Source organism: Microbacterium sp. GbtcB4 (assembly GCF_019091465.1).
In the GTDB taxonomy this organism is placed as follows: Bacteria; Actinomycetota; Actinomycetes; order Actinomycetales; family Microbacteriaceae; genus Microbacterium; species Microbacterium paraoxydans.
In genome coordinates, this window is record NZ_JAGXJJ010000004.1 from 46,996 (window position 1) to 68,995 (window position 22,000).

The 22,000-nt window shown below is 70.6% G+C and carries 18 protein-coding genes and 1 tRNA gene; 12 read left to right on the forward strand and 7 right to left on the reverse strand.

Annotated elements, in window-relative coordinates:
* Positions 1 to 27 precede the first annotated feature (27 nt).
* The 6 genes from tkt to pgl are packed head-to-tail and all read left to right on the forward strand — an operon-like array spanning position 28 to position 8,125.
* Positions 28 to 2,124: a transketolase gene (tkt, locus tag KVS71_RS07950; protein ID WP_217584395.1), complete on the forward strand. Its 2,097-nt coding sequence runs from the start codon at positions 28 to 30 to the stop codon at positions 2,122 to 2,124.
* Positions 2,121 to 3,233, forward strand: a complete 1,113-nt coding sequence (gene tal / locus KVS71_RS07955; RefSeq protein ID WP_217584291.1) for a transaldolase — start codon at positions 2,121 to 2,123, stop codon at positions 3,231 to 3,233. The genes tkt and tal overlap by 4 nt, the downstream gene beginning before the upstream one ends.
* On the forward strand, positions 3,230 to 4,837 hold the full coding sequence (locus KVS71_RS07960; RefSeq protein WP_217584292.1) for a glucose-6-phosphate isomerase: 1,608 nt from the start codon (positions 3,230 to 3,232) through the stop codon (positions 4,835 to 4,837). Before tal ends, KVS71_RS07960 begins: the two co-directional genes overlap by 4 nt.
* A gap of 20 nt (positions 4,838 to 4,857) precedes the next feature.
* The gene (gene zwf / locus KVS71_RS07965) at positions 4,858 to 6,408 is read left to right on the forward strand and encodes a glucose-6-phosphate dehydrogenase (protein WP_025103658.1); all 1,551 of its coding nucleotides are present in this window, start codon (positions 4,858 to 4,860) and stop codon (positions 6,406 to 6,408) included.
* Positions 6,405 to 7,340, forward strand: a complete 936-nt coding sequence (locus KVS71_RS07970; protein WP_060921903.1) for a glucose-6-phosphate dehydrogenase assembly protein OpcA — start codon at positions 6,405 to 6,407, stop codon at positions 7,338 to 7,340. The genes zwf and KVS71_RS07970 overlap by 4 nt, the downstream gene beginning before the upstream one ends.
* A gap of 5 nt (positions 7,341 to 7,345) precedes the next feature.
* Positions 7,346 to 8,125, forward strand: a complete 780-nt coding sequence (pgl, locus tag KVS71_RS07975; protein WP_186326318.1) for a 6-phosphogluconolactonase — start codon at positions 7,346 to 7,348, stop codon at positions 8,123 to 8,125.
* On the opposite strand, the gene KVS71_RS07980 is transcribed toward pgl, so the two are convergent.
* Complete coding sequence (locus KVS71_RS07980; protein WP_217584396.1) at positions 8,119 to 9,159, reverse strand: DMT family transporter; 1,041 nt, start codon at positions 9,157 to 9,159, stop codon at positions 8,119 to 8,121. The genes pgl and KVS71_RS07980 overlap by 7 nt on opposite strands.
* A gap of 61 nt (positions 9,160 to 9,220) precedes the next feature.
* On the opposite strand from KVS71_RS07980, the gene def reads away from it, so the two are divergent.
* Together def and KVS71_RS07990 are read left to right on the forward strand one after the other, a co-directional pair.
* Positions 9,221 to 9,787 carry a peptide deformylase gene (gene def / locus KVS71_RS07985; protein ID WP_217584293.1) on the forward strand — a complete coding sequence of 189 codons (567 nt, stop codon included), beginning with the start codon at positions 9,221 to 9,223 and terminating at the stop codon, positions 9,785 to 9,787.
* Between the two features lie 116 nt (positions 9,788 to 9,903).
* Positions 9,904 to 10,419 carry a septum formation family protein gene (locus tag KVS71_RS07990; RefSeq protein WP_060921905.1) on the forward strand — a complete coding sequence of 172 codons (516 nt, stop codon included), beginning with the start codon at positions 9,904 to 9,906 and terminating at the stop codon, positions 10,417 to 10,419.
* A gap of 64 nt (positions 10,420 to 10,483) precedes the next feature.
* Here KVS71_RS07990 and KVS71_RS07995 read toward each other — a convergent pair whose 3' ends face one another.
* Positions 10,484 to 11,896: a helix-turn-helix domain-containing protein gene (locus KVS71_RS07995; protein WP_217584294.1), complete on the reverse strand. Its 1,413-nt coding sequence runs from the start codon at positions 11,894 to 11,896 to the stop codon at positions 10,484 to 10,486.
* 114 nt (positions 11,897 to 12,010) lie between these two features.
* Here KVS71_RS07995 and KVS71_RS08000 point away from each other — a divergent pair, with 114 nt between their 5' ends.
* Positions 12,011 to 13,108, forward strand: a complete 1,098-nt coding sequence (locus KVS71_RS08000) for an alcohol dehydrogenase catalytic domain-containing protein (RefSeq protein ID WP_025103665.1) — start codon at positions 12,011 to 12,013, stop codon at positions 13,106 to 13,108.
* Positions 13,109 to 13,152: 44 nt separating this feature from the next.
* Positions 13,153 to 14,589 (forward strand): APC family permease, encoded by a 1,437-nt coding sequence (locus tag KVS71_RS08005; protein WP_217584295.1) that lies wholly within the window; start codon positions 13,153 to 13,155, stop codon positions 14,587 to 14,589.
* Positions 14,590 to 14,708: 119 nt separating this feature from the next.
* Here the strand turns inward: KVS71_RS08005 and KVS71_RS08010 are convergent.
* From KVS71_RS08010 to dusB, 5 genes are all read right to left on the reverse strand, one after another.
* Positions 14,709 to 14,784, reverse strand: a tRNA-Asn gene (locus KVS71_RS08010).
* Positions 14,785 to 14,881: 97 nt separating this feature from the next.
* Entirely contained in the window at positions 14,882 to 15,655 is a 774-nt protein-coding gene (locus KVS71_RS08015; RefSeq protein WP_025103667.1) for an ATP-binding cassette domain-containing protein, read from the reverse strand.
* Positions 15,656 to 15,691: 36 nt separating this feature from the next.
* Entirely contained in the window at positions 15,692 to 17,560 is a 1,869-nt protein-coding gene (gene dnaG, locus KVS71_RS08020) for a DNA primase (RefSeq protein ID WP_217584296.1), read from the reverse strand.
* Positions 17,560 to 18,945: a deoxyguanosinetriphosphate triphosphohydrolase gene (locus tag KVS71_RS08025; protein WP_217584297.1), complete on the reverse strand. Its 1,386-nt coding sequence runs from the start codon at positions 18,943 to 18,945 to the stop codon at positions 17,560 to 17,562. Before KVS71_RS08025 ends, dnaG begins: the two co-directional genes overlap by 1 nt.
* The gene (gene dusB / locus KVS71_RS08030) at positions 18,935 to 20,089 is read right to left on the reverse strand and encodes a tRNA dihydrouridine synthase DusB (RefSeq protein ID WP_217584298.1); all 1,155 of its coding nucleotides are present in this window, start codon (positions 20,087 to 20,089) and stop codon (positions 18,935 to 18,937) included. The genes KVS71_RS08025 and dusB overlap by 11 nt, the downstream gene beginning before the upstream one ends.
* A 59-nt stretch (positions 20,090 to 20,148) precedes the next feature.
* Between dusB and KVS71_RS08035 the strand changes: the two genes are divergently transcribed.
* Both KVS71_RS08035 and KVS71_RS08040 read left to right on the forward strand, forming a co-directional pair.
* Positions 20,149 to 20,643, forward strand: a complete 495-nt coding sequence (locus KVS71_RS08035; protein ID WP_217584299.1) for a glutathione peroxidase — start codon at positions 20,149 to 20,151, stop codon at positions 20,641 to 20,643.
* A 143-nt stretch (positions 20,644 to 20,786) separates the two neighbouring features.
* On the forward strand, positions 20,787 to 21,983 hold the full coding sequence (locus tag KVS71_RS08040) for a metallophosphoesterase family protein (RefSeq protein ID WP_217584300.1): 1,197 nt from the start codon (positions 20,787 to 20,789) through the stop codon (positions 21,981 to 21,983).
* The last annotated feature ends 17 nt before the right edge of the window (positions 21,984 to 22,000 follow it).

Sequence of the window (22,000 nt, forward strand, 5' to 3'; positions counted from 1 at the left end):
CTCGAAACTGTCGGAAAGGGCATGAACGTGTCGGAATTGCAGTGGGACGAGATCGATCGACGCGCGGTGGACACCGCCCGGATCCTGGCGGCCGATGCGGTCGAGAAGGTCGGCAACGGTCATCCCGGCACGGCGATGAGTCTGGCTCCCGCCGCCTATCTGCTCTACCAGCGGGTGCTGCGGCATGACCCGACCGACACCGACTGGCTCGGGCGCGACCGCTTCATCCTGTCGGTCGGCCACTCGTCGCTGACGCAGTACGTACAGCTCTATCTGGGCGGGTTCGGGCTCGAGCTCGACGATCTCAAGGCACTCCGCACCTGGGGCTCGAAGACCCCCGGACACCCCGAGTACGGCCACACCAAGGGCGTCGAGATCACCACGGGCCCGCTGGGCCAGGGCCTCGCGTCGGCGGTCGGCTTCGCGTACGCCGCCCGCTACGAGCGCGGCCTCTTCGACCCCGAGGCCGCAGCGGGCACGAGCCCGTTCGACCACTTCGTCTACGTGATCGCGGGCGACGGCGACCTGCAGGAGGGCGTCACCAGCGAGGCCTCCTCGCTCGCCGGCCACCAGCAGCTCGGTAACCTCATCGCGATCTACGACTCCAACCAGATCTCCATCGAGGACGACACGAACGTCGCCTTCACCGAGGATGTCGCCGCTCGCTACCAGGCCTACGGCTGGCACGTGCAGACCGTGGACTGGAAGAAGACCGGCGAGTACGTGGAGGACGTCGCCGAGCTCCACACCGCGATCGAGGCGGCCAAGGGCGAGACCGACAAGCCGTCGCTCATCATCCTCAAGACCATCATCGGCTGGCCGGCTCCCGGCAAGCAGAACACCGGGAAGATCCACGGATCGGCGCTCGGAGCCGACGAGCTCGCCGCCACCAAGAAGGTCCTCGGGTTCGACCCGGAGCAGACCTTCGTCGTCGCCGACGAGGTGCTGGAGCGCACGCGCGGCCTCGCGGAGCGCGCCGCCGAGGCCCGCGCCGCCTGGCAGGAGTCGTTCGATGCCTGGGCGGCCGCCAACCCCGAGCGCAAGGCCCTGCTCGACCGCGTCGAGGCCCACGAGCTCCCCGCCGACATCGCCGACGCACTCCCCGTCTTCGAGGCCGGCAAGGACGTCTCGACCCGCGCCGCGTCCGGCCAGGTCATCAACGCGCTGGCCGCGCAGCTCCCCGAGCTCTGGGGCGGCTCCGCCGACCTCGCCGAGTCGAACCTCACGACGATCAAGGACGCGCCGTCCTTCATCCCGGCTGAGTGGTCGACCCACGAGTGGTCGGGCACCCCGTACGGCCGGGTGCTGCACTTCGGCATCCGCGAGCACGCGATGGGTGCGATCGTCAACGGCATCGTGCTGCACGGGCCCACGCGCGCCTTCGGGGGCACGTTCCTCATCTTCAGCGACTACATGCGTCCGGCCGTGCGCCTGGCCGCGCTGATGAACGTGCCGAGCGTCTTCGTCTGGACGCACGACTCCGTCGCCCTCGGCGAGGACGGCCCGACGCACCAGCCGATCGAGCAGCTCGCGACGCTGCGCGCGATCCCGAACCTGGCCGTCGTCCGTCCGGCGGACGCCAACGAGACCGCCGCCGTGTGGCTCGAGATCCTCCGGCGCCACGAGGGCCCGGCCGGCATCGCGCTGACCCGCCAGAACATCCCGGTGTTCCCGCGCGGCGAGGGCGAGGCTTCGGGCGACACGTTCGCGTCCGCCGCCCAGGCCGCCAAGGGCGCTTACGTCCTGGCCGAGGCGCCGAACGGCACGCCGGACGTCATCATCGTGGCCACCGGCTCCGAGGTGCAGCTCGCGGTGAACGCCCGCGAGGTGCTCGCCGGCGAGGGCGTGAACGTCCGCGTCGTCTCCGCCCCCTCGCTGGAGTGGTTCGCGGAGCAGGACGAGGCCTACCGCGAGAGCGTGCTGCCGGCGTCCGTCACCGCCCGCGTCTCGGTCGAGGCCGGTTCCGTGCTCACGTGGCGCGGTATCGTCGGCGACCGCGGTCGCTCGGTCGGCATCGACCACTTCGGCGCCTCCGCCGACTACAAGACCCTCTTCGAGAAGTTCGGCATCACCACCGAGGCCGTCGTCGCGGCCGCCCGCGAGACCATCAAGGAGAACGCATGAGCACCCCCACCGCCCAGCTCGCCGCCGCCGGCGTCAGCATCTGGCTCGACGACCTCTCGCGCACCCGCATCTCCTCCGGCAACCTCGCCGAGCTGATCGCGTCGCGCAACGTCGTGGGCGTCACCACGAACCCGACCATCTTCGCGAACGCGATCACGGACAAGAACGACACGTCCTACGACGCGCAGGTCACCGAGCTCGCCGCATCCGGAGCCTCCGCCGAGGACGCGGTGTTCGCCGCGACGACCCAGGACGTCCGTGCCGCGCTCGACGTCTTCCGCCCGGTGTGGGAGGAGTCCGGTCACGTCGACGGACGCGTCTCGATCGAGGTCTCCCCCGACCTCGCCCACGACACCGACGGCACCGTGGCGCAGGCCAAGGAGCTCTGGGACCGGATCGACCGGCCCAACCTCCTCGTGAAGATCCCGGCGACCAAGGCCGGCCTCCCGGCCATCACCGAGGCCATCGCAAACGGCATCAGCGTCAACGTGACCCTCATCTTCAGCCTGGAGCGCTACGCCGAGGTCATCGACGCGTACCTCACGGGCCTCGAGCGTGCCAAGGAGGCGGGCATCGATCTGTCCACCATCCACTCCGTGGCCTCGTTCTTCGTCTCCCGGGTCGACACGGAGACGGACAAGCGCCTGACCGCGATCGGCACGGACGCGGCCACCGCGCTGAAGAGCAAGGCGGGACTCGCGAACGCCCGACTCGCCTACGAGCTCTTCGAGAAGACGTTCGCCGAGAAGCGCGCGCAGGATCTCCTCGCCGCCGGCGCCAACGTCCAGCGCCCGCTGTGGGCGTCCACCGGCGTGAAGGACCCGGCGCTGCCGGACACCCTCTACGTCACGGAGCTCGTCGCGGACGGCGTCGTGAACACGATGCCGGAGAAGACCCTCGAGGCGACGTTCGACCACGCCGTCGTCACGGGAGACACCATCACCGGCGGCTACGAGGAGGCCCGCGAGGTCTTCGCCGGGCTCACCGAGGTGGGCGTCGACTTCGACGCCGTCACCGAGGTGCTCGAGGAGGAGGGGGTCGCGAAGTTCATCGACTCCTGGCACGATCTGCTCGCGCAGGTCACCGAGGCTCTGGAGGCGCAGCGATGACCTTCGCCATCCACGCATCGGGCGCGGCGCGCGTCGCGATCGAGGAGACCGTGCCCGCCCTGGTCCACGACCTCGTCGCCTCCCGCATCACCGGTGGCGACGCCACGCTCTGGGGTCCGGCCGCCGAGGCCGAGGCTTCGGTCCGCCTCGGCTGGGTCGAGGCCGTCTCGGTCTCCCGCCCGCTGGTCGCGGAGATCATCGCGCTGCGCGAGGAACTCGCGGCGAAGGGCGTCACCCGCGTGGTGCTGGCCGGAATGGGCGGCTCGTCGCTCGCTCCCGAGGTCATCGCGCAGACGTCCGGCGTCCCGCTCACGATCCTCGACTCCACCGCCCCGGGGCAGGTGCTCGCCGCGCTCGACGAGGGTCTCGCCGAGACGGTCCTCGTCGTGTCGTCGAAGTCGGGCTCCACGGTCGAGACCGACTCGCAGCGCCGGACCTTCGAGGCCGCCTTCCGCGACCTCGGCATCGATCCCACCGAGCGGATCGTCGTGGTCACCGACCCCGGCTCCCCGCTCGACGCCTCCGCGCGCGAGGCCGGCTACCGGGTCTTCAACGCCGACCCGAACGTGGGCGGCCGCTACTCGGCGCTGACCGCCTTCGGCCTCGTCCCGTCTGGACTCGCCGGCGTCGACATCGACGAGCTGTTGGACGAGGCCGAGGCCTCGCTGCTCGAGGTGGCCGTGGACTCCGCCGACAATCCCGCCCTCCGTCTCGGGGCCGCGATCGCCGCCACCAACCCCCGCCGCGACAAGCTGGGTCTGATCACCGACGGCACGCACATCAATGGGCTGCCGGACTGGATCGAGCAGCTGATCGCCGAGTCCACGGGCAAGGAGGGCACGGGCATCCTCCCGGTCGTCCTGCTCCCGGTCTCGCCGGAGCTCGACCCGGTCCCCGCCGACCTCCAGATCGTGCGTCTCGTCGACGACGCCAACGAGTTCCACCTGCACGAGCGGCACGAGGGCGAGATCCTCGTCAGCGGCACCCTCGGCGCGCAGTTCATCGTCTGGGAGTACGCGACGGCTATCGCCGGGCACCTCCTCGGCATCAACCCGTTCGACCAGCCCGACGTGGAGTCGGCCAAGGTCGCCGCCCGGGGCCTGCTCGACGCGCGCCCGGAGCCCACGGCGCCCGCGTTCGTCGAGAACGGCGTCGAGGTGCGGGTCTCCGATCCCGCCCTTGCCGTGTCGGGAACCGTCGAAGGCGTGCTGGACGCCCTCTGGGCCCAGCTCCCCGCCGACGGCTACGTGTCCATCCAGGCCTACGTCAACCGCCTCGAGGTACCGCAGCTCCAGGGCCTGCGCGAGCTCGTCGCCGCCGACTCCGGGCGCCCGACCACGTTCGGCTGGGGACCGCGCTTCTTGCACTCCACAGGCCAGTACCACAAGGGCGGCCCCGCCCAGGGCGTGTTCCTGCAGATCCTGGAGCGCACGGACGTGGATCTCGAGATCCACGACCGGCCGTTCACGTTCGGGCAGCTCATCCAGGCGCAGGCGGCCGGTGACGCGGGTGTGCTCGCGGAGCACGGACGGCCCGTCGTCTCCCTGACGATCACCGAGTCCTCGGACGACGTGCTCGCCCTCTTCGAAGCCGCACAGAAGTAACCGCAGGAGAGCCCCCACCGATGTCTGTACCCATCTCGCGCGGGCACAACCCGCTGCGCGACCCCGACGATCGTCGTCTCAACAGGATCGCGGGGCCCAGCGCCCTCGTGATCTTCGGCGTGACGGGTGATCTGTCCCGCAAGAAGCTCATGCCGGCGGTCTACGATCTCGCGAACCGGGGGCTCCTGCCCCCGGGCTTCGCGCTCGTGGGCTTCGCCCGCCGCGACTGGGAGGACCAGGACTTCGCCCAGGTCGTCTACGACGCGGTGAAGCAGCATGCCCGCACGCCGTTCCGCGAGGAGACCTGGACGCAGCTGCTCCAGGGCATCCGGTTCGTCTCCGGCGAGTTCGACAACCCCGACTCCTTCCGCAAGCTGCGGGAGACCGTCGAGAAGCTCGACGTGGAACGCGGGACCATGGGCAACCACGCCTACTATCTCTCGATCCCGCCGAAGGACTTCCCGCTCGTCGCGAAGCAGCTCAAGGACTCGGGGCTCGTGGGCGAGGACGCGGACGACGACGAGCGCTGGCGGCGCGTCGTCATCGAGAAGCCGTTCGGGCACGACCTCGAGTCGGCGCGCGCTCTCAACGCAGCCCTCGAGGTGGCGTTCCCCGCCGACTCGATCTTCCGCATCGACCACTACCTCGGCAAGGAGACGGTGCAGAACATCCTCGCGCTGCGCTTCGCGAACGAGCTGTACGAGCCGATCTGGAATCGCAACTACGTCGACCACGTGCAGATCACGATGGCCGAGGACATCGGCGTCGGCGGTCGTGCCGGGTACTACGACGGGATCGGCGCCGCCCGCGACGTCATCCAGAACCACCTGCTCCAGCTCCTCGCGCTCACGGCGATGGAGGAGCCCATCAGCCTCTCCGCCGAGCATCTGCGGGCCGAGAAGGAGAAGGTCCTCGCCGCGGTGCACGTGCCGGAGGATCTCTCCCTCGCCACGGCACGCGGACAGTACGCCGGCGGCTGGCAGGGCGGTGAGAAGGTCACCGGCTTCCTCGACGAGGAGGGGATGAACCCCGAGTCGACGACGGAGACCTACGCGGCCATCAAGCTGGAGATCGACACCCGACGCTGGGCCGGCGTGCCGTTCTACCTGCGGACGGGCAAGCGCCTCGGCCGTCGCGTGACGGAGATCGCCGTGGTGTTCAACCGTGCGCCGCAGCACCTGTTCGGCCGCGGCAACGCCTCGGAGCTCGGGCAGAACGCCCTCGTGATCCGCGTCCAGCCCGACGAGGGCGTGACGATCCGCTTCGGCTCGAAGGTGCCGGGCAACGGCACGAACGTCCGCGACGTGACGATGGACTTCGGCTACGGCCACGCGTTCACGGAGGCGAGCCCGGAGGCGTACGAGCGTCTGATCCTCGACGTCCTCCTGGGCGACCCGCCGCTGTTCCCGCGGCATGAGGAGGTCGAGCTCTCCTGGAAGATCCTCGACCCGGTGGAGAAGTACTGGGCCGCCCAGGGCGGTCCGGTGGAGCAGTACGCGCCCGGCTCGTGGGGACCGGCCTCGGCCGACGACCTGCTGGCCCGCGACGGACGAGTCTGGAGACGCCCGTGATCATCGACCTTCCCGACACGACCGTCAGCCAGGTCGCCAAGCAGCTCGTCAAGGTGCGCGAGGAGGGTGGCGCCGTCGCCCTCGGCCGCGTCCTCACCCTGGTCATCGCGGCCCGCAAGGGCGTCGCGGAGGCCGCGATCGACGCGGCGAACGATGCGTCGCGCGAGCACCCGATGCGTGTGATCGTGCTGACCACCGGCGACGGCGAGTCCCGCCTCGACGCGCAGATCCGCGTGGGCGGAGACGCCGGGGCCAGCGAGGTCGTCGTGCTGCACGCGCACGGCGCCGCCGCGAGCAACGAGGAGAGCCTGCTCACCGGACTGCTCCTGCCGGATGCCCCGGTGGTGGCGTGGTGGCCGGACGAGGCCCCCACCTCTCCAGCGACGTCGCCGCTCGGCCGCATCGCCCAGCGCCGGATCACCGACGCCGCCACGTCCCCGGATGTGCGCGACCGCCTCGCCCTCCTCGGGCGCACGCACGCTCCCGGCGACACCGACCTCGCCTGGACGCGCCTCACGCACTGGCGCGAGCAGCTCGCCGCGGTGCTGGACCAGCCGCCGTACGAGACCATCACCGCCGTCGAGGTCCGGGGTGGGAGCGCCTCGCCCTCCACCGCACTGCTCGCCGCGTGGCTGCAGATGGCACTGGATGTGCCGGTGCGGTGGTCGTACGAGGACCCGGAGCACTGGCAGGAGGGCATCAAGTCGGTGCGCCTCACCCGGGAGTCCGGCGACATCCTCCTCGAGCGGCCGTCGCCCGGCGTCGCCGTCCTCACCCAGCCGAACCAGCCCGACCACGATCTCCACCTGCCGCGGCGGACGCTGCGCGAGTGCCTCGCGGAGGAGCTGCGCAGGCTCGACCCCGACGTCCTGTACGGTCGAGTGATCACGGAGGGCTGGGAGAAGCTCGGTCCGCCCGAGACAGGAGAGTGACCTCGATGCCGGGATCGTCCGCAGAGAAGCGGGTCGTGGTCGAGGCCACCCCCGCCGCCCTCGCCCTCCGGGTCGCCGATCGCTTCCTCACCCGTGTACGCGCGCGGACACGCAACGGCCGTCTGGCTCACGTCGCCCTGACGGGCGGCTCGATGGGCGGTGCCGTCCTGCGCGCTGTCCGGGACAACCCGCGGTCCGCCGAGATCGACTGGTCCCTCGTGCACTTCTGGTGGGGTGACGAGCGCTTCGTCCCGCAGGAGGACGCGGACCGGAACGCCCTCCAGTCGCGGGAGGCGCTGCTCGACCACATCGATGTCCCCGCGGAGAACGTGCACGAGGTCGCCGCCTCGGACAGCGGTCTCGACCTCGATGAGGCCGCCGCCGCGTACGCCGCCGAGCTCGCCCGCTTCGGCACCGAGGACCACCCGTGGCCGTCGTTCGCGGTGTGCTTCCTCGGCGTCGGTCCCGACGGCCACATCGCTTCGCTCTTCCCGGACCGGGAAGAGGTCACCGTGACCGATGCCGCGGCGCTGCCCGTGCGGGACTCCCCCAAGCCCCCGCCCGAGCGGGTCACCCTCACCCGCCCGGTCCTGAACGCCTCCAAGCGCGTCTGGCTCGTGCTCACGGGTGCCGACAAGGCATCGGCGCTCGGCCTCGCTCTCGCCGGCGCCAGCTACACGAGCGTTCCCGCAGCCGGGGCGAAGGGCCGCAAGCGGACGGTCTTCTTCGTCGACGAGGCCGCGGCATCCGAGGTCTCCCCCGACCTCATCGACCAGGCCTACTGAGCGTCCGGGCCGCGTGTCTCACGCGGGTCCGGCTGCTCCGGCGCACCTGATGCTGGAGCAGCCGGCGGGGTGGCGTGATCGCTCCCCCGGGTGATGCCGAGCTCCTGGCTCTCGCTGAGGACCTGCGGGTGGAACCGGGCGAGCCCGACGACGCCCCAGACGGCGATGCTGCCGGCGACGCCGAAGATGATGAAGACCCACCACGGAGCCGCCGCGGCCTCACCGAGTACGAGCATGCCGATGAGCACGGCCACCATGGGGTCGACCACCGTCAGACCGGCGATGACGAGGTCCGGCGGACCGGAGCTGTAGGCGGTCTGCACGAAGTACGCGCCGACGGCACCCGCCGAGAGCAACGCGAGCAGGCAGACCGCGGTGATCCACTCGAACTGGCCGGCCTCGATGCGCTTGATGATGACCTTCGCGAGGGTGGCGACGAAACCGTAGAGGATGCCGGCGCCGATGATGTAGAACAGCGCGCGCATCCGGTGCCGGAGGATGAGCCAGCACGCCCCGAGCACGATGATCACGACGAGCAGGATCGCGAGGATGACGAACAGCTCGCGGTCCGTGACCTCCTTCTCCGTGGCGTAGATCGCGGCGAAGAACACGAAGAGGAAGATGCCGCCGACACAGGCGATGATCGCGGTGAGCGACTGCCGCGTGGGGGCGTGACCGGAGATGCGGGCGTTGAGCAGCGTCGTGATGACCAGCGCGATGGCGCCGAGAGGCTGCACCACGATGAGCGGTGCTTTCACGAGCGCCGCGAGCTGGCAGACGATCGCGAGTCCCAGCATGAGCGTCCCGATCACCCAGGACGGGCGGGTGAACAGGCGCTTGAGCTGATCGAAGCTGAGGCCGGCGGCGCCGTCGGAGCCGCTGAGCCGCTCGACCTTCTCCACGCCCCGGTGCTGGTACTGCGCGCCGAGCGACATGAACACGGCACCGGCGAGAGCCAGCGGGATCCCGAGGAGCAGGTCCGGGTTCTGGAACGCGCCGACAAGCTGGTCGCCGACGTCCTCGACCGTCCCCATCCACACCCCTGCGCTCACAGTACGACCCTACCCGGAGAGTGCCGCGGACTAGGGTTGTGACGTGGCTGTCCTTCCGATTCGCATCATGGGCGATCCCGTCCTGCACTCCCCCGCCTCCCCCGTCGAGGCGATCACCGATGAGATCCGCACCCTCGTCGCCGACATGCTCGAGACCATGGACGCCGCGCCCGGCGTCGGCCTCGCCGCCCCTCAGGTGGGGGTGCCGCTGCGGATCTACACGTACTCCTACGTCGACGACGACGACCAGCCATGGCGCGGTGTGCTCATCAACCCCGAACTGTGGATGACGCCGACGGAACCGGGCGCGCCGGACCCCGAGCTGGAGTCCGAGGGCTGCCTGTCCTTCCCGGGCGAGCGGTTCCCCCTGCGCCGGTCCGACCGCGTGCGGGTGACGGCGACGGATCTGGACGGCAGCCCGGTCACGCTGGACGTGGACGGCTGGCGCGCTCGCATCATGCAGCACGAGTTCGACCACCTCGACGGCGTGCTCTACATCGACCGCCTCTCGGACTCCGACTGGAAGACGACGCAGAAGATCGCTCGCAAGCGCGGCTGGGGACGCCCGGGGGCCAGCTGGCTCCCCGGAGTGGATGACCTCGAGGGCTGATCCCATTCAGCCCACGCACAGCATCCTTCAAGTTGCGTCATAGACTCCGGGCACTATAGCGTGTTCGCGGCGGGGATATTCAGCATGCCCCGCGTCACGCTCTGAAGGGGAAATCCATGATGAAGTCGCGCACCCGTCGCGCACTCGTGCTCACCGGTTCGGCTGTCGCCGTCTCGCTCGCCCTCACCGGCTGCAGCGCGATCAACAGCATCCTCGGCGGCGGTCGCGCCGACGCCGACCGCGACGAGGAGACCGGTCAGGTCACCGAGAGCGCGAACATCGACGTGTTCTCCGTGAAGCTCGGCGACTGCATGCTCGAGACCGGCTCCGGGATGCTCACCGACGCGAACGTCGTGCCGTGCTCCGAGCCGCACGACGAAGAGGTCTTCTACGAGATCAAGATGGACGACGGCGAGTACTCGGAGGACGCCATCAGCGCCGCGTCCGAGGAGTGCATCGGCGACGCGTACACGTCCTTCGTCGGCGTCTCGTACCAGGAGTCCGCCCTGGACGTGACCACGCTCACCCCCAGCAAGGACTCGTGGGAGCAGGCCAACGACCGCGTGATCCAGTGCATCATCATCGACCCGGCCGGACAGGTCGAGGGATCGCTCAAGGGCGCCGCTCGCTGATCAGACCGCACCTTCACGAAGGGCTCCGCCGCGAGGCGGGGCCCTTCGTCGTCCGTGCCACGGCTCAGCCGTCCGCGGCACGGAGAGCGAGCCACGCCGCGACGCGGTCGTCCGGATCGGACAGCGAGAGGCCCGTGAGGTCCTCGATCCGTCGGACGCGGGTCGTCAGCGTCTGCCGGTGGATGCGCAGTCGCGCCGCGCTCTCGCTCCACGCCCCGTTGCACGTGAGGAACACCCGGAGCGTGTCGAGGAGCTCGGCCGGCCGCTCGGCTGCGCGCAGCGGGTCGAGCAGACGCGCAAGGCGCGTGGTCTGATCGGGGTCCAGCGCGCCGAGCACGAACGACACCGTCGGAATGGCCTCGTAGCGGACCACGCGTTCGCCGCCGGTGCGCGCGGCCTCGCAGGCGTGCCGCGCCTCGTCGATGCTGCGGGCGAGGGCATCCGTACCCGCCGGTCGGCCGAGACCGAGGTAGAGCGTCGAGGCGAACGCCCTGGCGCGATGCGCGATCTGGTCGGCATGGTCCTCGCGCACGACGCCCTGCACGATTCCCCGTTGCGACGTGAAGACGTGCTCGGCGCCGAGCTCGTCGAGCCAGAGACCGAGCAGATGCTCGACGTCGACACCGCTGGTGCGGGACGCGAGCGCGAAACCCACCAGCACGCGCTCGTGCACGCCCCAGCGGCGGAGCAGACGAGTGGCCTCCTCCCCTCCCTCGCGGACGGTCTCGAACATCATCGAGCGGCCGAGGCGCTCCAGCTGGCTGCTGTCCCGGGTGCGCATCAGGAGATCGAGCAGCGCCGCGGCCTGCGAGCTCAGTTCGCGACCGCGGCCGGAGCTGTCGTTGCGCGGAGCGGTCACGAGCTGCGCGGTGATGTCCTGGCCAGGACCGACCGGGTGCACCTGCAGGGCGCGATGGCGCACCCGCACCGGTCGGCCGACGGCGACGGCGATCGCATCGTCGATGTGCAGGCTTCCTGCTCCTGCGGTCGTGATGACCTCGCCATGCCGATCCAGGAGCACCGCCCACCCGTCGATGCGGTGCGCCAGCTCCGCGATGACGCCGGTGATGCCGCTGCGCCGCGCCGCCAGCGTGAGCACCCGCATCGCCGAGGTGATGGCGCGAGCCTCCGCCGCCTGATCGACGGCGAGGAGCGAGGTCAGCGTCGGTGCCACCAGCGGCGGTGACAGGGGGACCCCGACGATGGCCGTGAACCCCGCGTCCCGCACGGCTTCGCGAAGACGGGGGCTGTCGTCGCTCGTGACCACCACGGTCTCCCCCAGCGCGGCACGGCGGTCGCCGCCGACGCCGAGGAGCGCGGCCTCTTCGGCTACGACGAGCGTCGCGTGGAGCGGATCCACCGGCGGACCGAAGTCGTCGAGGGGAAGGACCGCGTTGACCGGCCGCGCTCCGGGAACAGCGCCCGGCAGCAGTTCCGCCCGGAGATACCTGGCCACGGAGGCGACGTCACGAGCCACCCACCGATCATACAGATTGTCGAAGAGCAGCCGCTCTGTTCACGCTTCTGTCGGATGCCGAGGGCTTCCGCTCTCTCCTAGCATCGTGCGCATCCCCACTTCCCGAAGGATGTCATGAAAGCTGTTGTCTTCCGCGACCCCCAGTCGCCCATCGAGTTCGTCGACGTCGACCTCGCTCCGCCCCGCGCCGGTGAGGTGCGCGTACGCATCGCCGCCGCCGGTGTCTGCCACTCCGACCTGCACGTCAAGCGCGGCGAGTGGGACGCCGCCGCTCCCCTGGTCATGGGCCACGAGGGCTCCGGCGTCGTCACCGAACTGGGCGAGGGCGTCACCACGCTCGCTGTCGGCGACCACGTCGTGCTGAGCTGGGTGCCGCCGTGCGGCGAGTGCCGCTACTGCCGCGCCGGTCACGAGGCCCGCTGCCAGAAGGTCGCCACCGTGGTCGCTCCCCTCGGCGTGCTCTTCGACGGCACGTCGCGGCTGAGCCGCGACGGCGAGCAGCTGCACCACTACCTGGGTGTGTCGTCCTTCGCGGAGGAGGTCGTCGTCCCCGCATCCGGAGCCGTGAAGGTCCGCGACGACGCGCCCCTCGACGTCATCGCCGTGGTCGGCTGCGCTGTCGCGACCGGTGTCGGCGCCGTCCTGAACACCGCCGCCGTGGAACCCGGATCGACCGTCGCCGTGATCGGCTGCGGGGGCGTGGGCCTCAACGTCGTCCAGGGCGCCCGACTCGCCGGTGCCGAGCGCATCGTCGCGATCGACGTGCGGCCGGAGAAGACGCAGATGGCCCTGCAGTTCGGGGCCACGGACCGCATCGACGCCTCCCAGGGCGACGCCGTGGCGCAGCTGCGGGAGCTCATCCCGGACGGCGTCGACTACGCCTTCGACGCGATCGGACGCACCTCCACGACCGAGCAGTCCATCCAGATGCTCGGACTCGGCGGCGCCGCGGTCATCGTCGGGCTGCCGCCCACGGGAGCACGCGCCTCGTTCGAGCCGCTCGTCCTCGCCGAGGCCGACCAGCGCATCCTCGGCTCGAACTACGGCTCGGTGCGGCCGTCGATCGACGTCCCCGCGCTCGTGGACCGCTACATGGACGGGCAGCTCAAGATCGATCCGCTGATCTCCGGTCGCCGTCCGCTCTCCGAGGCCGCCGCCGCCCTGGACGACCTCGACGGCGGCTCGGCACTGCGTACCCTCCTCATCCCCTGACCGCCGCGCGCGGCCCATCCCTGAAACCCGAAACCAGGAGAACCATGTCAGACACCGTCGTCGCCCCGCCCGGCGCCCCGCAGGATGCCGGGCTCCGCACCGGCGTCATGAGCGGACCCGAGCTCGCCGCCCAGGCCATCGCCAACATCGCCCCCAGCGCCGTCATCGCCTTCACGGCCGCCGCCATCTTCCTCGGCGCCGGGAACGGCACCATCTACGCCTTCGCACTGGCCACCATCGTGATCCTGTGCGTCGGATACTGCGTGGTGGTGTTCGCTCGCAAGCACGCCTCGGCAGGCTCGCTGTACACCTACGTGTCGAAGGGCCTCGGCCCGTTCGGCGCCTTCCTCGCCGGCGTGACGCTGCTGATCGGCTGCTTCGGCATCGCGGCGGCCTCCCTCAGCGGCTCGGTCAGCTACATGGGGCAGTTCCTGAGCATGCTGGGCCTGCCCGCCCAGGGGCTTGGCTGGGACATCGGCCTGGCGATCCTGCTCGGTGGCCTGGCGACGCTGTTCACCATCCGCGGCATCCGTCTGTCCGCCCGGGTCTCGCTCGTCCTCGAGCTGCTCTCCGTCGGCATCATCCTGGTGCTCCTCATCGCGGCGCTCGCGTGGGCGGGTCCCTCCGCCTGGGACCCCGCGCAGGTCCTCGCGACCGGCTCGTCGTTCCAGGGCATCGCGTCCGGCATGGTGCTGGGCATCCTGGGCTTCGTCGGCTTCTCCTCGGCGGACGCCCTCGGCCGCGAGGCCAAGGAGCCGTACAAGGCGATCCCCCGCGCCATCATGTGGAGCGCCCTCGGCGTCGGCGTGCTCTACGTCTTCGCCGCGTACACGCAGATCGCGGTCCTCGGCGACGACCTCGCCACCGCCGCGAGCCCGCTGGAGAGCATGTCCGCCCTCATCGGCATGCCGGGCTGGTTCGCGGCCGTGCTCACGTTCGGCGTCTCGGCGTCGTTCTTCGCGGTCGTCGTCGCCCCGCTCAACGTGATCGGCCGCATCGTCTACGTGATGGGCAAGGAAGGCGTCGTCGCGGAGCGCTTCGGACGGACGCACGAGCAGCACCTCACGCCGCACCGCGTGCTCATCCTCGCCGGCGCCGCGGCGATCACGGTCGACATCGTGCTGCTGCTGGCGGGAGCGGCGACGGGCGACATCCTCGTCTGGGTCAACACCTGGGGCACCTACGGCTACATGGTCGCCTACGCCCTCGTCGCCATCGCGTGCGTGGTCTACACGCAGCGGGCCAAGATGCGGAACGGTCTCGTGAAGGTGTGCGCCACGGTCGCGGTCGTGACGATGGCGTACGTCTTCTTCGCGAACGTGTGGCCCGTGCCCGCCTTCCCGTACAACGTGATCCCGTACGTGTTCCTCGTGACCGTCGCCCTCGCGCTCACCCGGTACGCGTACCTCGCCCGTCGTCGCCCTGACGTCATCGCCCGGATCGGCAACACCGAGACGAGCGCTATGGAGGGCGTCGGCTGAACCGTCCTCTTCGACAGGAAGAGCCCCTCCGCGAGGAGGGGCTCTTCCTGTGTCCGGGCGTGCCGCCGAGCGGTCCGGGAACGGAAGAAGCCCCCTCCGTTGGAGGGGGCTTCTTCCGTTGGCTCCCCGGCTTGGACTCGAACCAAGAACCTGCCGGTTAACAGCCGGCTGCTCTGCCAATTGAGCTACCGAGGAATGTGCGCCGCGGTGCGGGCAACTCGTCAAGCTTAGCAAACTCGAGACGCTGTTCGTGACACCGGGGCGCCTTCCGCGACCCTCGGGCGTGTCGCGCTCAGCGGCGGGAATCCGACTCCGCATTCGGCACCCAGAGCAGGTCCTTGCCGACGCCCCGCGCGACGACGTGGCCCCCGCGCAGCATGAGCGTCTCTGCGTTCAGCTCGCGGATGAAGTCCGCGTCGTTGGTGACGAGGAGGGCCGCCATCCCCTCCTCCTTGCGGCGCCGGGTGATGGCGTCGAAGACGACCGGTCGCACCTCCAGATCGAGGTTCGCGAGGATCTCGTCGGCGATGAGCACCCGCGGCTCCAGCACGAAGGAACGGGCGATCGCGACCCGCTGGCGCATGCCCGCGCTGAGCTCATAGGGGAACTTCGCGGCGGTCCCGAGCGGCAGGTGGAGCTCATCCAGGAGCGTCGCCACCCGGATGGAGAGCGCCCGGGTGTTGACGCGCTTCTCCCGGATGAGGATCGGCTCGGCGATGACCTCGTTGACCGTCAGCTGCGGCGGCAGATCCGCCCCGGCACCTTGCGGCACGAAGCCCGTGCGGTAGGTGAGGATGCGGTGCTTGCGACCCGGACGACGGATGTCGATGCCGCAGACCTGCGCCCGGCCGCCGACGACGCGCACCGAGGGATCCGTGGAACCCGCAAGTGCGGCGACGAGCGTCGACTTGCCCGAGCCGGTCGGTCCCGCGACGCAGATGAGCCCGCCGGGGGCGAGCGAGAACGTCACGCCGTCGACCGCGCGATTCGGCGTGCCGTGACCGATCCGGTCGATGACCAGATCGGAGCACTCGATCGCGTTCGAGGATTCGGGCGTACGGGGCATATCTCCATCCTGCCGTCTCGTCCGGGACCGGTCCGGTTACGACTCGGCGAAGAACCGCTGGCGCTCCACATCGATGTCCCGCAGCCGCACCCGCAGCGCGCGTCCGCCGTCGGAGTCCGCGGGGACGCGCTGGACTGCGCCCAGCAGCTCCTGCTTCTCGTGCTCGAGCTGCCGCACCACCAGCCGTCGGGCGAGATCCGTCGCCGACGCCACCGCGCCGGTCTCGTCCCGCGCCGGGAACGGCGTCATCAACAGCTCGCCCGCGAGCGAGCGGTACGGCTCGCGCACGCTGTTCACCGCGTCCGTCACCCAGCCGGGACGGCTGCGATCGGGGGCGGCGGCGACCGCCTCGCGCACGGCATCGAGGCCGGGCGTGCGGAACGGCTCCGCGAGGGCTCGCGTCAGCAGCGCCGCATCGATCTGGTGCCCGTACTGCAGGGCTCCCATGAGCGCATCGCGCTCCACGGCGACGTCGGGTGAACGGGGCAAGCTGGCGAGCGTCACGGCCGCGACGACCGGCCCGCCCGTGGCGGGATCGACCCGCGGACCGGTCTCCCGACGCGCCTGAGGAGCGGCCGCCTGCGCACCGCGCGCGGCGCGCTCGACCTCCCCATGCACCTCGGTCGGGTCCATGCCGAGTCGGCGCGCGAGCACCCGCTCGTAGCCGGGGCGCAGCAGGCGGTCGCGGATCTCCGCCACGATCGGGGCCGCGGCACGGAGGGCGCCGACCCGGCCCTCGACCGTGGAGAGGTCGAAACCCGCGAGCTTGCGGTCGATGGCGAACTCGAACATCGGCTGCTTCGCGTCCATGAGGCCGCGCACCGCCGCGTCCCCGCGCTGCAGCCGGAGATCGCACGGATCGAGGCCGTCCGGTGCGACCGCGACGAATGTCTGCGCGTTGAACCGGTCGTCCTCGGTGAACGCCCGCAGGGCGGCCTTCTGCCCCGCCTCGTCGCCGTCGAAGGTGAACACCACCTCCCCGGACGCGTTGTCGTCGCCCATGACCCGGCGCAGCACCTTGATGTGCTCGGCGCCGAACGCGGTGCCGCAGGTCGCGACCGCGGTCGTGAGCCCGGCGAGGTGGCAGGCCATCACATCGGTGTAGCCCTCGACGACCACGACCCGGCGCGGGTCACCGCGGGCGATGTCGCGCTTGGCGAGGTCGAGCCCGTAGAGCACCTGGGCCTTCTTGTAGATCGGGGTCTCGGGGGTGTTGAGGTACTTGGGGCCCTGGTCGTCGTCGAAGAGCTTGCGGGCACCGAAGCCGATCGTCTGCCCGGACACATCCCGGATCGGCCAGACGAGGCGGCCGCGGAAGCGGTCGTACACGCCCCGCTGTCCCGTCGAGACGAGGCCTGCGGTGCTCAGCTCTTCACGCGTGAACCCCTGCGCGGTCAGCGCCTTGAGCATGCCGTCCCAGCCGCGGGGGGCGAAGCCGACGCCGAAGTGCGCCGCCGCCCCGGCGTCGAAGCCGCGCTCCCCGAGGAAACGGCGGGCGGCCTCCGCATCCGGCGACAGCAGCTGGGAGCGGAAGAACTCCGCGGCCGCCGTGTTCGCCGCGTACAGGCGGCTGCGGCCACTGGTCTCCGGCGCCGCACCTCCGTCCTCGTAATGCAGGGTGTAGCCGATGCGGCCCGCGAGCCGCTCGACCGCCTCCGTGAAGCTCACGTGGTCCATCGCGCGGAGGAAGGAGTACACGTCGCCCGACTCCCCGCAGCCGAAGCAGTGGTAGTAGCCGACCTGCTGACGCACGTGGAAGCTGGGGCTCTTCTCGTCGTGGAACGGGCACAGTCCCTTGAGGGACCCCACCCCCGCCGACTTGAGGGCGACGCGCTCCCCCACGATGTCCGCGATGTTGGTGCGGGCCTTGACCTCGTCGACGTCGGCCTGCCGGATGCGGGGCATCAGCGGGCGCCTTCTGCGACGGGCCGCCTCTCGACAGGCGTGCGCGCGCCGGGGCGCGCATGACGCGGCGTCCAGATGCCGACCTCCGCCGGGTCGATCTCCCCGACCAGGCGGTTGTGCCAGTCGATCGCACTCTGATCTGTCAGGCTCGCGATCTGATCCACGACGACCCGCGCCCGCTCCGCGTCGCTCTCGGCGGCGACGAAGTCGGCGGCGAACGCGGGCTCCAGCACATCCGCGCCGGCCGACCACAGGGTGTCGGTCGACCACAGGGCGTCGGCCAAGCGCTTCAGCACTCGGCGCTGCTCCTTGTAGACGCCCTTCCTGGCATCGATCGTGACGATCGCCTGACCCATGATCCCCTTGAGCACCGCGATCTCGACCTCGACGACGCGAGGCACGATCACGTGCGCGTTGTAGCGGACCAGGCGCGTGCCCCCGAACGCCTCCCGGGTGGCCGCGACCGCCGCGCGCGCGAACCGGCCGATGAGGTCGCTGGTGAGGTTCTTGAGCCGGGCGAGATCCTGTCGGGAACGATCGAAGGACGCGAGCCACATCGGCTGCGAGGCGAGCCGGTAGAGGGCGTCGGCGAGTTCGTCGCGCGTGAAGTCGTAGCCGACCCACTGCTGGATCCGGCTGAGCAGGGCCTCGTGCGCCGCCGGGTCGGCGAGCTGCGCGACGTCGACGTAGCCGTTGACGATCGCGTCCTCGAAGTCGTGCACCGAGTAGGCGATGTCGTCGGAGAGGTCCATGATCTCGGCCTCGATGCAGCGCAGCCGCCCCGGTGCTCCGTCGCGCATCCAGCGGAACACGGCCTCGTCCTCCGGGTACACGCCGAACTTGAGCCGACCCCCCGGGTCGGGGACGGGGCTGTCGACGGTCCACGGATACTTGCAGGTCGCGTCGAGACTGGCCCGCGTGAGGTTCAGGCCGACGGAGGAGCCGTCGGCGTCGAGCACCTTCGCCTCCAGCCGGGTGAGGATGCGCAGCGACTGGGCGTTGCCCTCGAAGCCGCCGATGGCCGCCGCCCACTCGTTCAGCGCCCGCTCGCCGTTGTGGCCGAACGGCGGGTGGCCGAGGTCATGGCTCAGGCACGCGGTGTCCACCACGTCCGCGGAGACCCCGAGCGCCGCGGCGAGCTCCCGGCCGACCTGCGCGACCTCGAGCGAGTGGGTCAGACGGTTGCGGGCGAAGTCGGCCGTGCTGGCGGGGCTGAGCACCTGCGTCTTCGCGGCGAGCCGCCGCAGAGCCGCGGAGTGCAGCACCCGGGCGCGGTCGCGGGCGAAGTCGTCCCGCTCGGAACGGTGGGTCTCCGCGATGAAGCGCTCCGCGTCGCGCGGGTCGTAGCCGTCGGCGCGTGCGCCGGCCCAGGGGTCATCCGCCACTGTTCTCGATCTCCGCTCCACGCATCATCTCCGAGGCCGACGAGGCGAGCTCGCGCGACTCCAGCCACTTCTCCGGAAGGGCGGTCTTCTTCGGATGCCCCGCGCGGCCGCGCTGCCCTTCGGCGTCCGCACCCGGATACGGTGCCGCGCGGTCGAGCCGTCCGAGGAGGTCGTCGATCTCCTGCAGGCTCGAGGCCGTCGCGAGACCGGTGCGGATGTCTCCGCCCACCGGGTAGCCCTTGAAGTACCAGGAGACGTGCTTGCGGATGTCGCGGCAGCCGCGGTCCTCGTCCTCGAAGAACTCGACGAGCAGCTCCGCGTGCCGACGGAAGGCGTCGGCGACGAAGCCGAGCGTCGCATCGACCGTCTTGCCCTCTCCCCCGAACGCGAGGGCGAGCTGCCCGAACAGCCACGGCCGTCCCAGGCACCCGCGGCCGACGACCACGCCGTCGCAGCCGGTCTCCGCCATCATGCGCACGGCGTCGTCCGCCGACCAGATGTCGCCGTTGCCCAGCACGGGAATGCTGGTCACGGCCTGCTTGAGCTCGCCGATCGCGCTCCAGTCGGCGTGACCGGAGTAGAACTCGCTCGCGGTCCTGGCGTGCAGCGCCACGGCAGCGGCTCCAGCGTCCTCGGCGGCCCGCCCGGCGTCGAGGAACGTGAGGTGGTCGCTGTCGATGCCCTTGCGCATCTTCACCGTCAACGGGATGTCGCCGGCGGCCTTCACGGCCTGATCGACGATGTCGGCGAAGAGCTTCGACTTCCACGGCAGCGCCGCTCCGCCGCCCTTGCGCGTCACCTTCGGGACCGGGCAGCCGAAGTTGAGGTCGATGTGGTCGGCGTGGTCTTCCGCGACGATGATGCGGACGGCCTCGGCGATGGTCTTCGGATCGACGCCGTAGAGCTGGATGGACCGCGGTGTCTCCGACTCGTGGTGCCGGATCAGTCGCATGGTCGTCTCGTTGCGTTCGACCAGCGCGCGCGAGGTGATCATCTCGCTGACATAGAGGCCGGCCCCGTACTCCCGGCACAGGCGTCGGAAGGCCGTGTTCGTGATCCCGGCCATCGGCGCGAGGACGACCGGCACGTCGAGGTCGATCGGGCCGATGCGGAGGGGGCGGGCGGGGGCGGTGGCGAGAGTCATGGCGTGTCCATTCTCCCAGACCCGGAGCCGGTGGGGATGCGGCGACCTAAGCTGTGCATATGACCGATTCCGCACTCCGTTCCATCCCCTTCACCGACGCCCAGGGGCAGGAGAAGACACTGGACGATCTGGGTGCCGACGTGGTGCTCGTGGTGAACGTGGCCTCCAAGTGCGGCCTCACTCCGCAGTACGAGCAGCTGGAGGAGCTGCAGCGCCGGTTCGGCGACCGCGGCTTCACCGTGGTCGGCTTCCCCTGCAACCAGTTCTTCGGCCAGGAGCCCGGGTCGGTCGACGAGATCCTCGAGTTCTGCTCCACGACGTACGGCGTCTCCTTCCCGGTGAACGACAAGGTCAAGGTCAACGGCAAGAACGCCGCCGAGCTCTACAAGGCGCTCAAGGAGACGCCGGATGCGGGGGGCAAGGCCGGCCGCGTCGAGTGGAACTTCGAGAAGTTCCTCGTGCTTCCGGACGGCGAAGTGCTCCGCTTCCGGCCGAAGCAGAAGCCCGACGCCCCGGAGATCGTCCAGGCGATCGAGGCCGCGCTCCCCCGCTGAGCGTCGTTCACCTCTGCGTCACGCGCGCACCGCGCCGTGACGCCCGACGTGGCCGCCCTCGTTCACCTTCCGGTCTCCCCGTCGACATGTGGCGTCCCTAGTCTCACCGCGGCGACACGCGCCGAAGACGAAGGAGACCACGCATGCCCGACCGACTGCCCCTCAGCCGGCGAACTGTCCTCACCGCGGGAGCGCTCGGTGCGCTCGGTACCGCCCTCCCCCTCGGCACCGGACCTGCCGCAGCGACGATCGCCCCGGCGTCGCCGGGTGGTGGGCAGGCGCGGAACCTGCGCTTCCGTGCCGACGGCACCTTCAAGGTGGTGCAGTTCAACGACACGCAGGACGACGAGCTGACCGACCGCCGCACCGTCGAGCTGATGGAGAAGGTGCTCGACCAGGAGAAGCCGGACTTCGTCGTCATCAACGGCGACGTGATCACGGGCGGCTGCGAGACGCGGCTGGCGGTGAAGCAGGCCATCAACAACGTGGTCATGCCGATGGAGTCCCGTCGCATCCCCTGGGCGGTCACCTACGGCAACCACGACGAGGACTCGCTGCCACAGTCCGGCGTCGACGAAGCCGGGATGCTGAAGATCTACCGCTCGTACGAGTACAACGTGAACGCCGAGAACACGCGCGGCGTGACGGGCACGAGCAACACGATCGTGACGATCGGCTCCGCTGCGAAGAAGAACCGGGAGGCGTTCGCGCTCTGGCTGATGGACTCGGGCCGCTACGCGCCGGACGCCATCGACGGCCAGGACTTCGCCGGCTACCCGGCCTGGGACTGGCTGCGCATGGACCAGGTCGCCTGGTACCGCGACCAGTCTCAGCGCCTGGAGCAGCGCCGTGGACGCAAGGTGCCCGGCCTCATGTTCCTCCACATCGCCCTGTGGGAGCACCGCTTCATGTGGTGGGGCGGTGTGGACACCCGTACGGCGGCCGACGCCGCGCGCGGCAAGGCCCGCCACGGCATCGTCGGCGAACGCAACGAGGACGAATGCCCCGGACCGTTCAACTCGGGCATGTTCAACGCGATCCTCGAACGTGGCGACGTGAAGGGCGCGTTCGTCGGGCACGACCACGTCAACGATTACACGGGCGACTACTACGGCGTGATGCTGGGCTATGCCCCGGGAACCGGCTTCGGCGCCTATGGTCTCCCCGGCGCCGAGCGCAACCGCATGCGCGGGGGCCGGGTGTTCGAGCTGAAGGAGGCGGGCGACGAGGTCGCCATCTCCACCAGGGTCGTCTACGCCCGGGACCTCGGCATCGACCTGACCGCGAACGACCAGCCGATGGAGCCGCTCCCCCTCGGACCCCGCCAGCAGCGCCTCTGAGGCCGGGCAGCAGAACG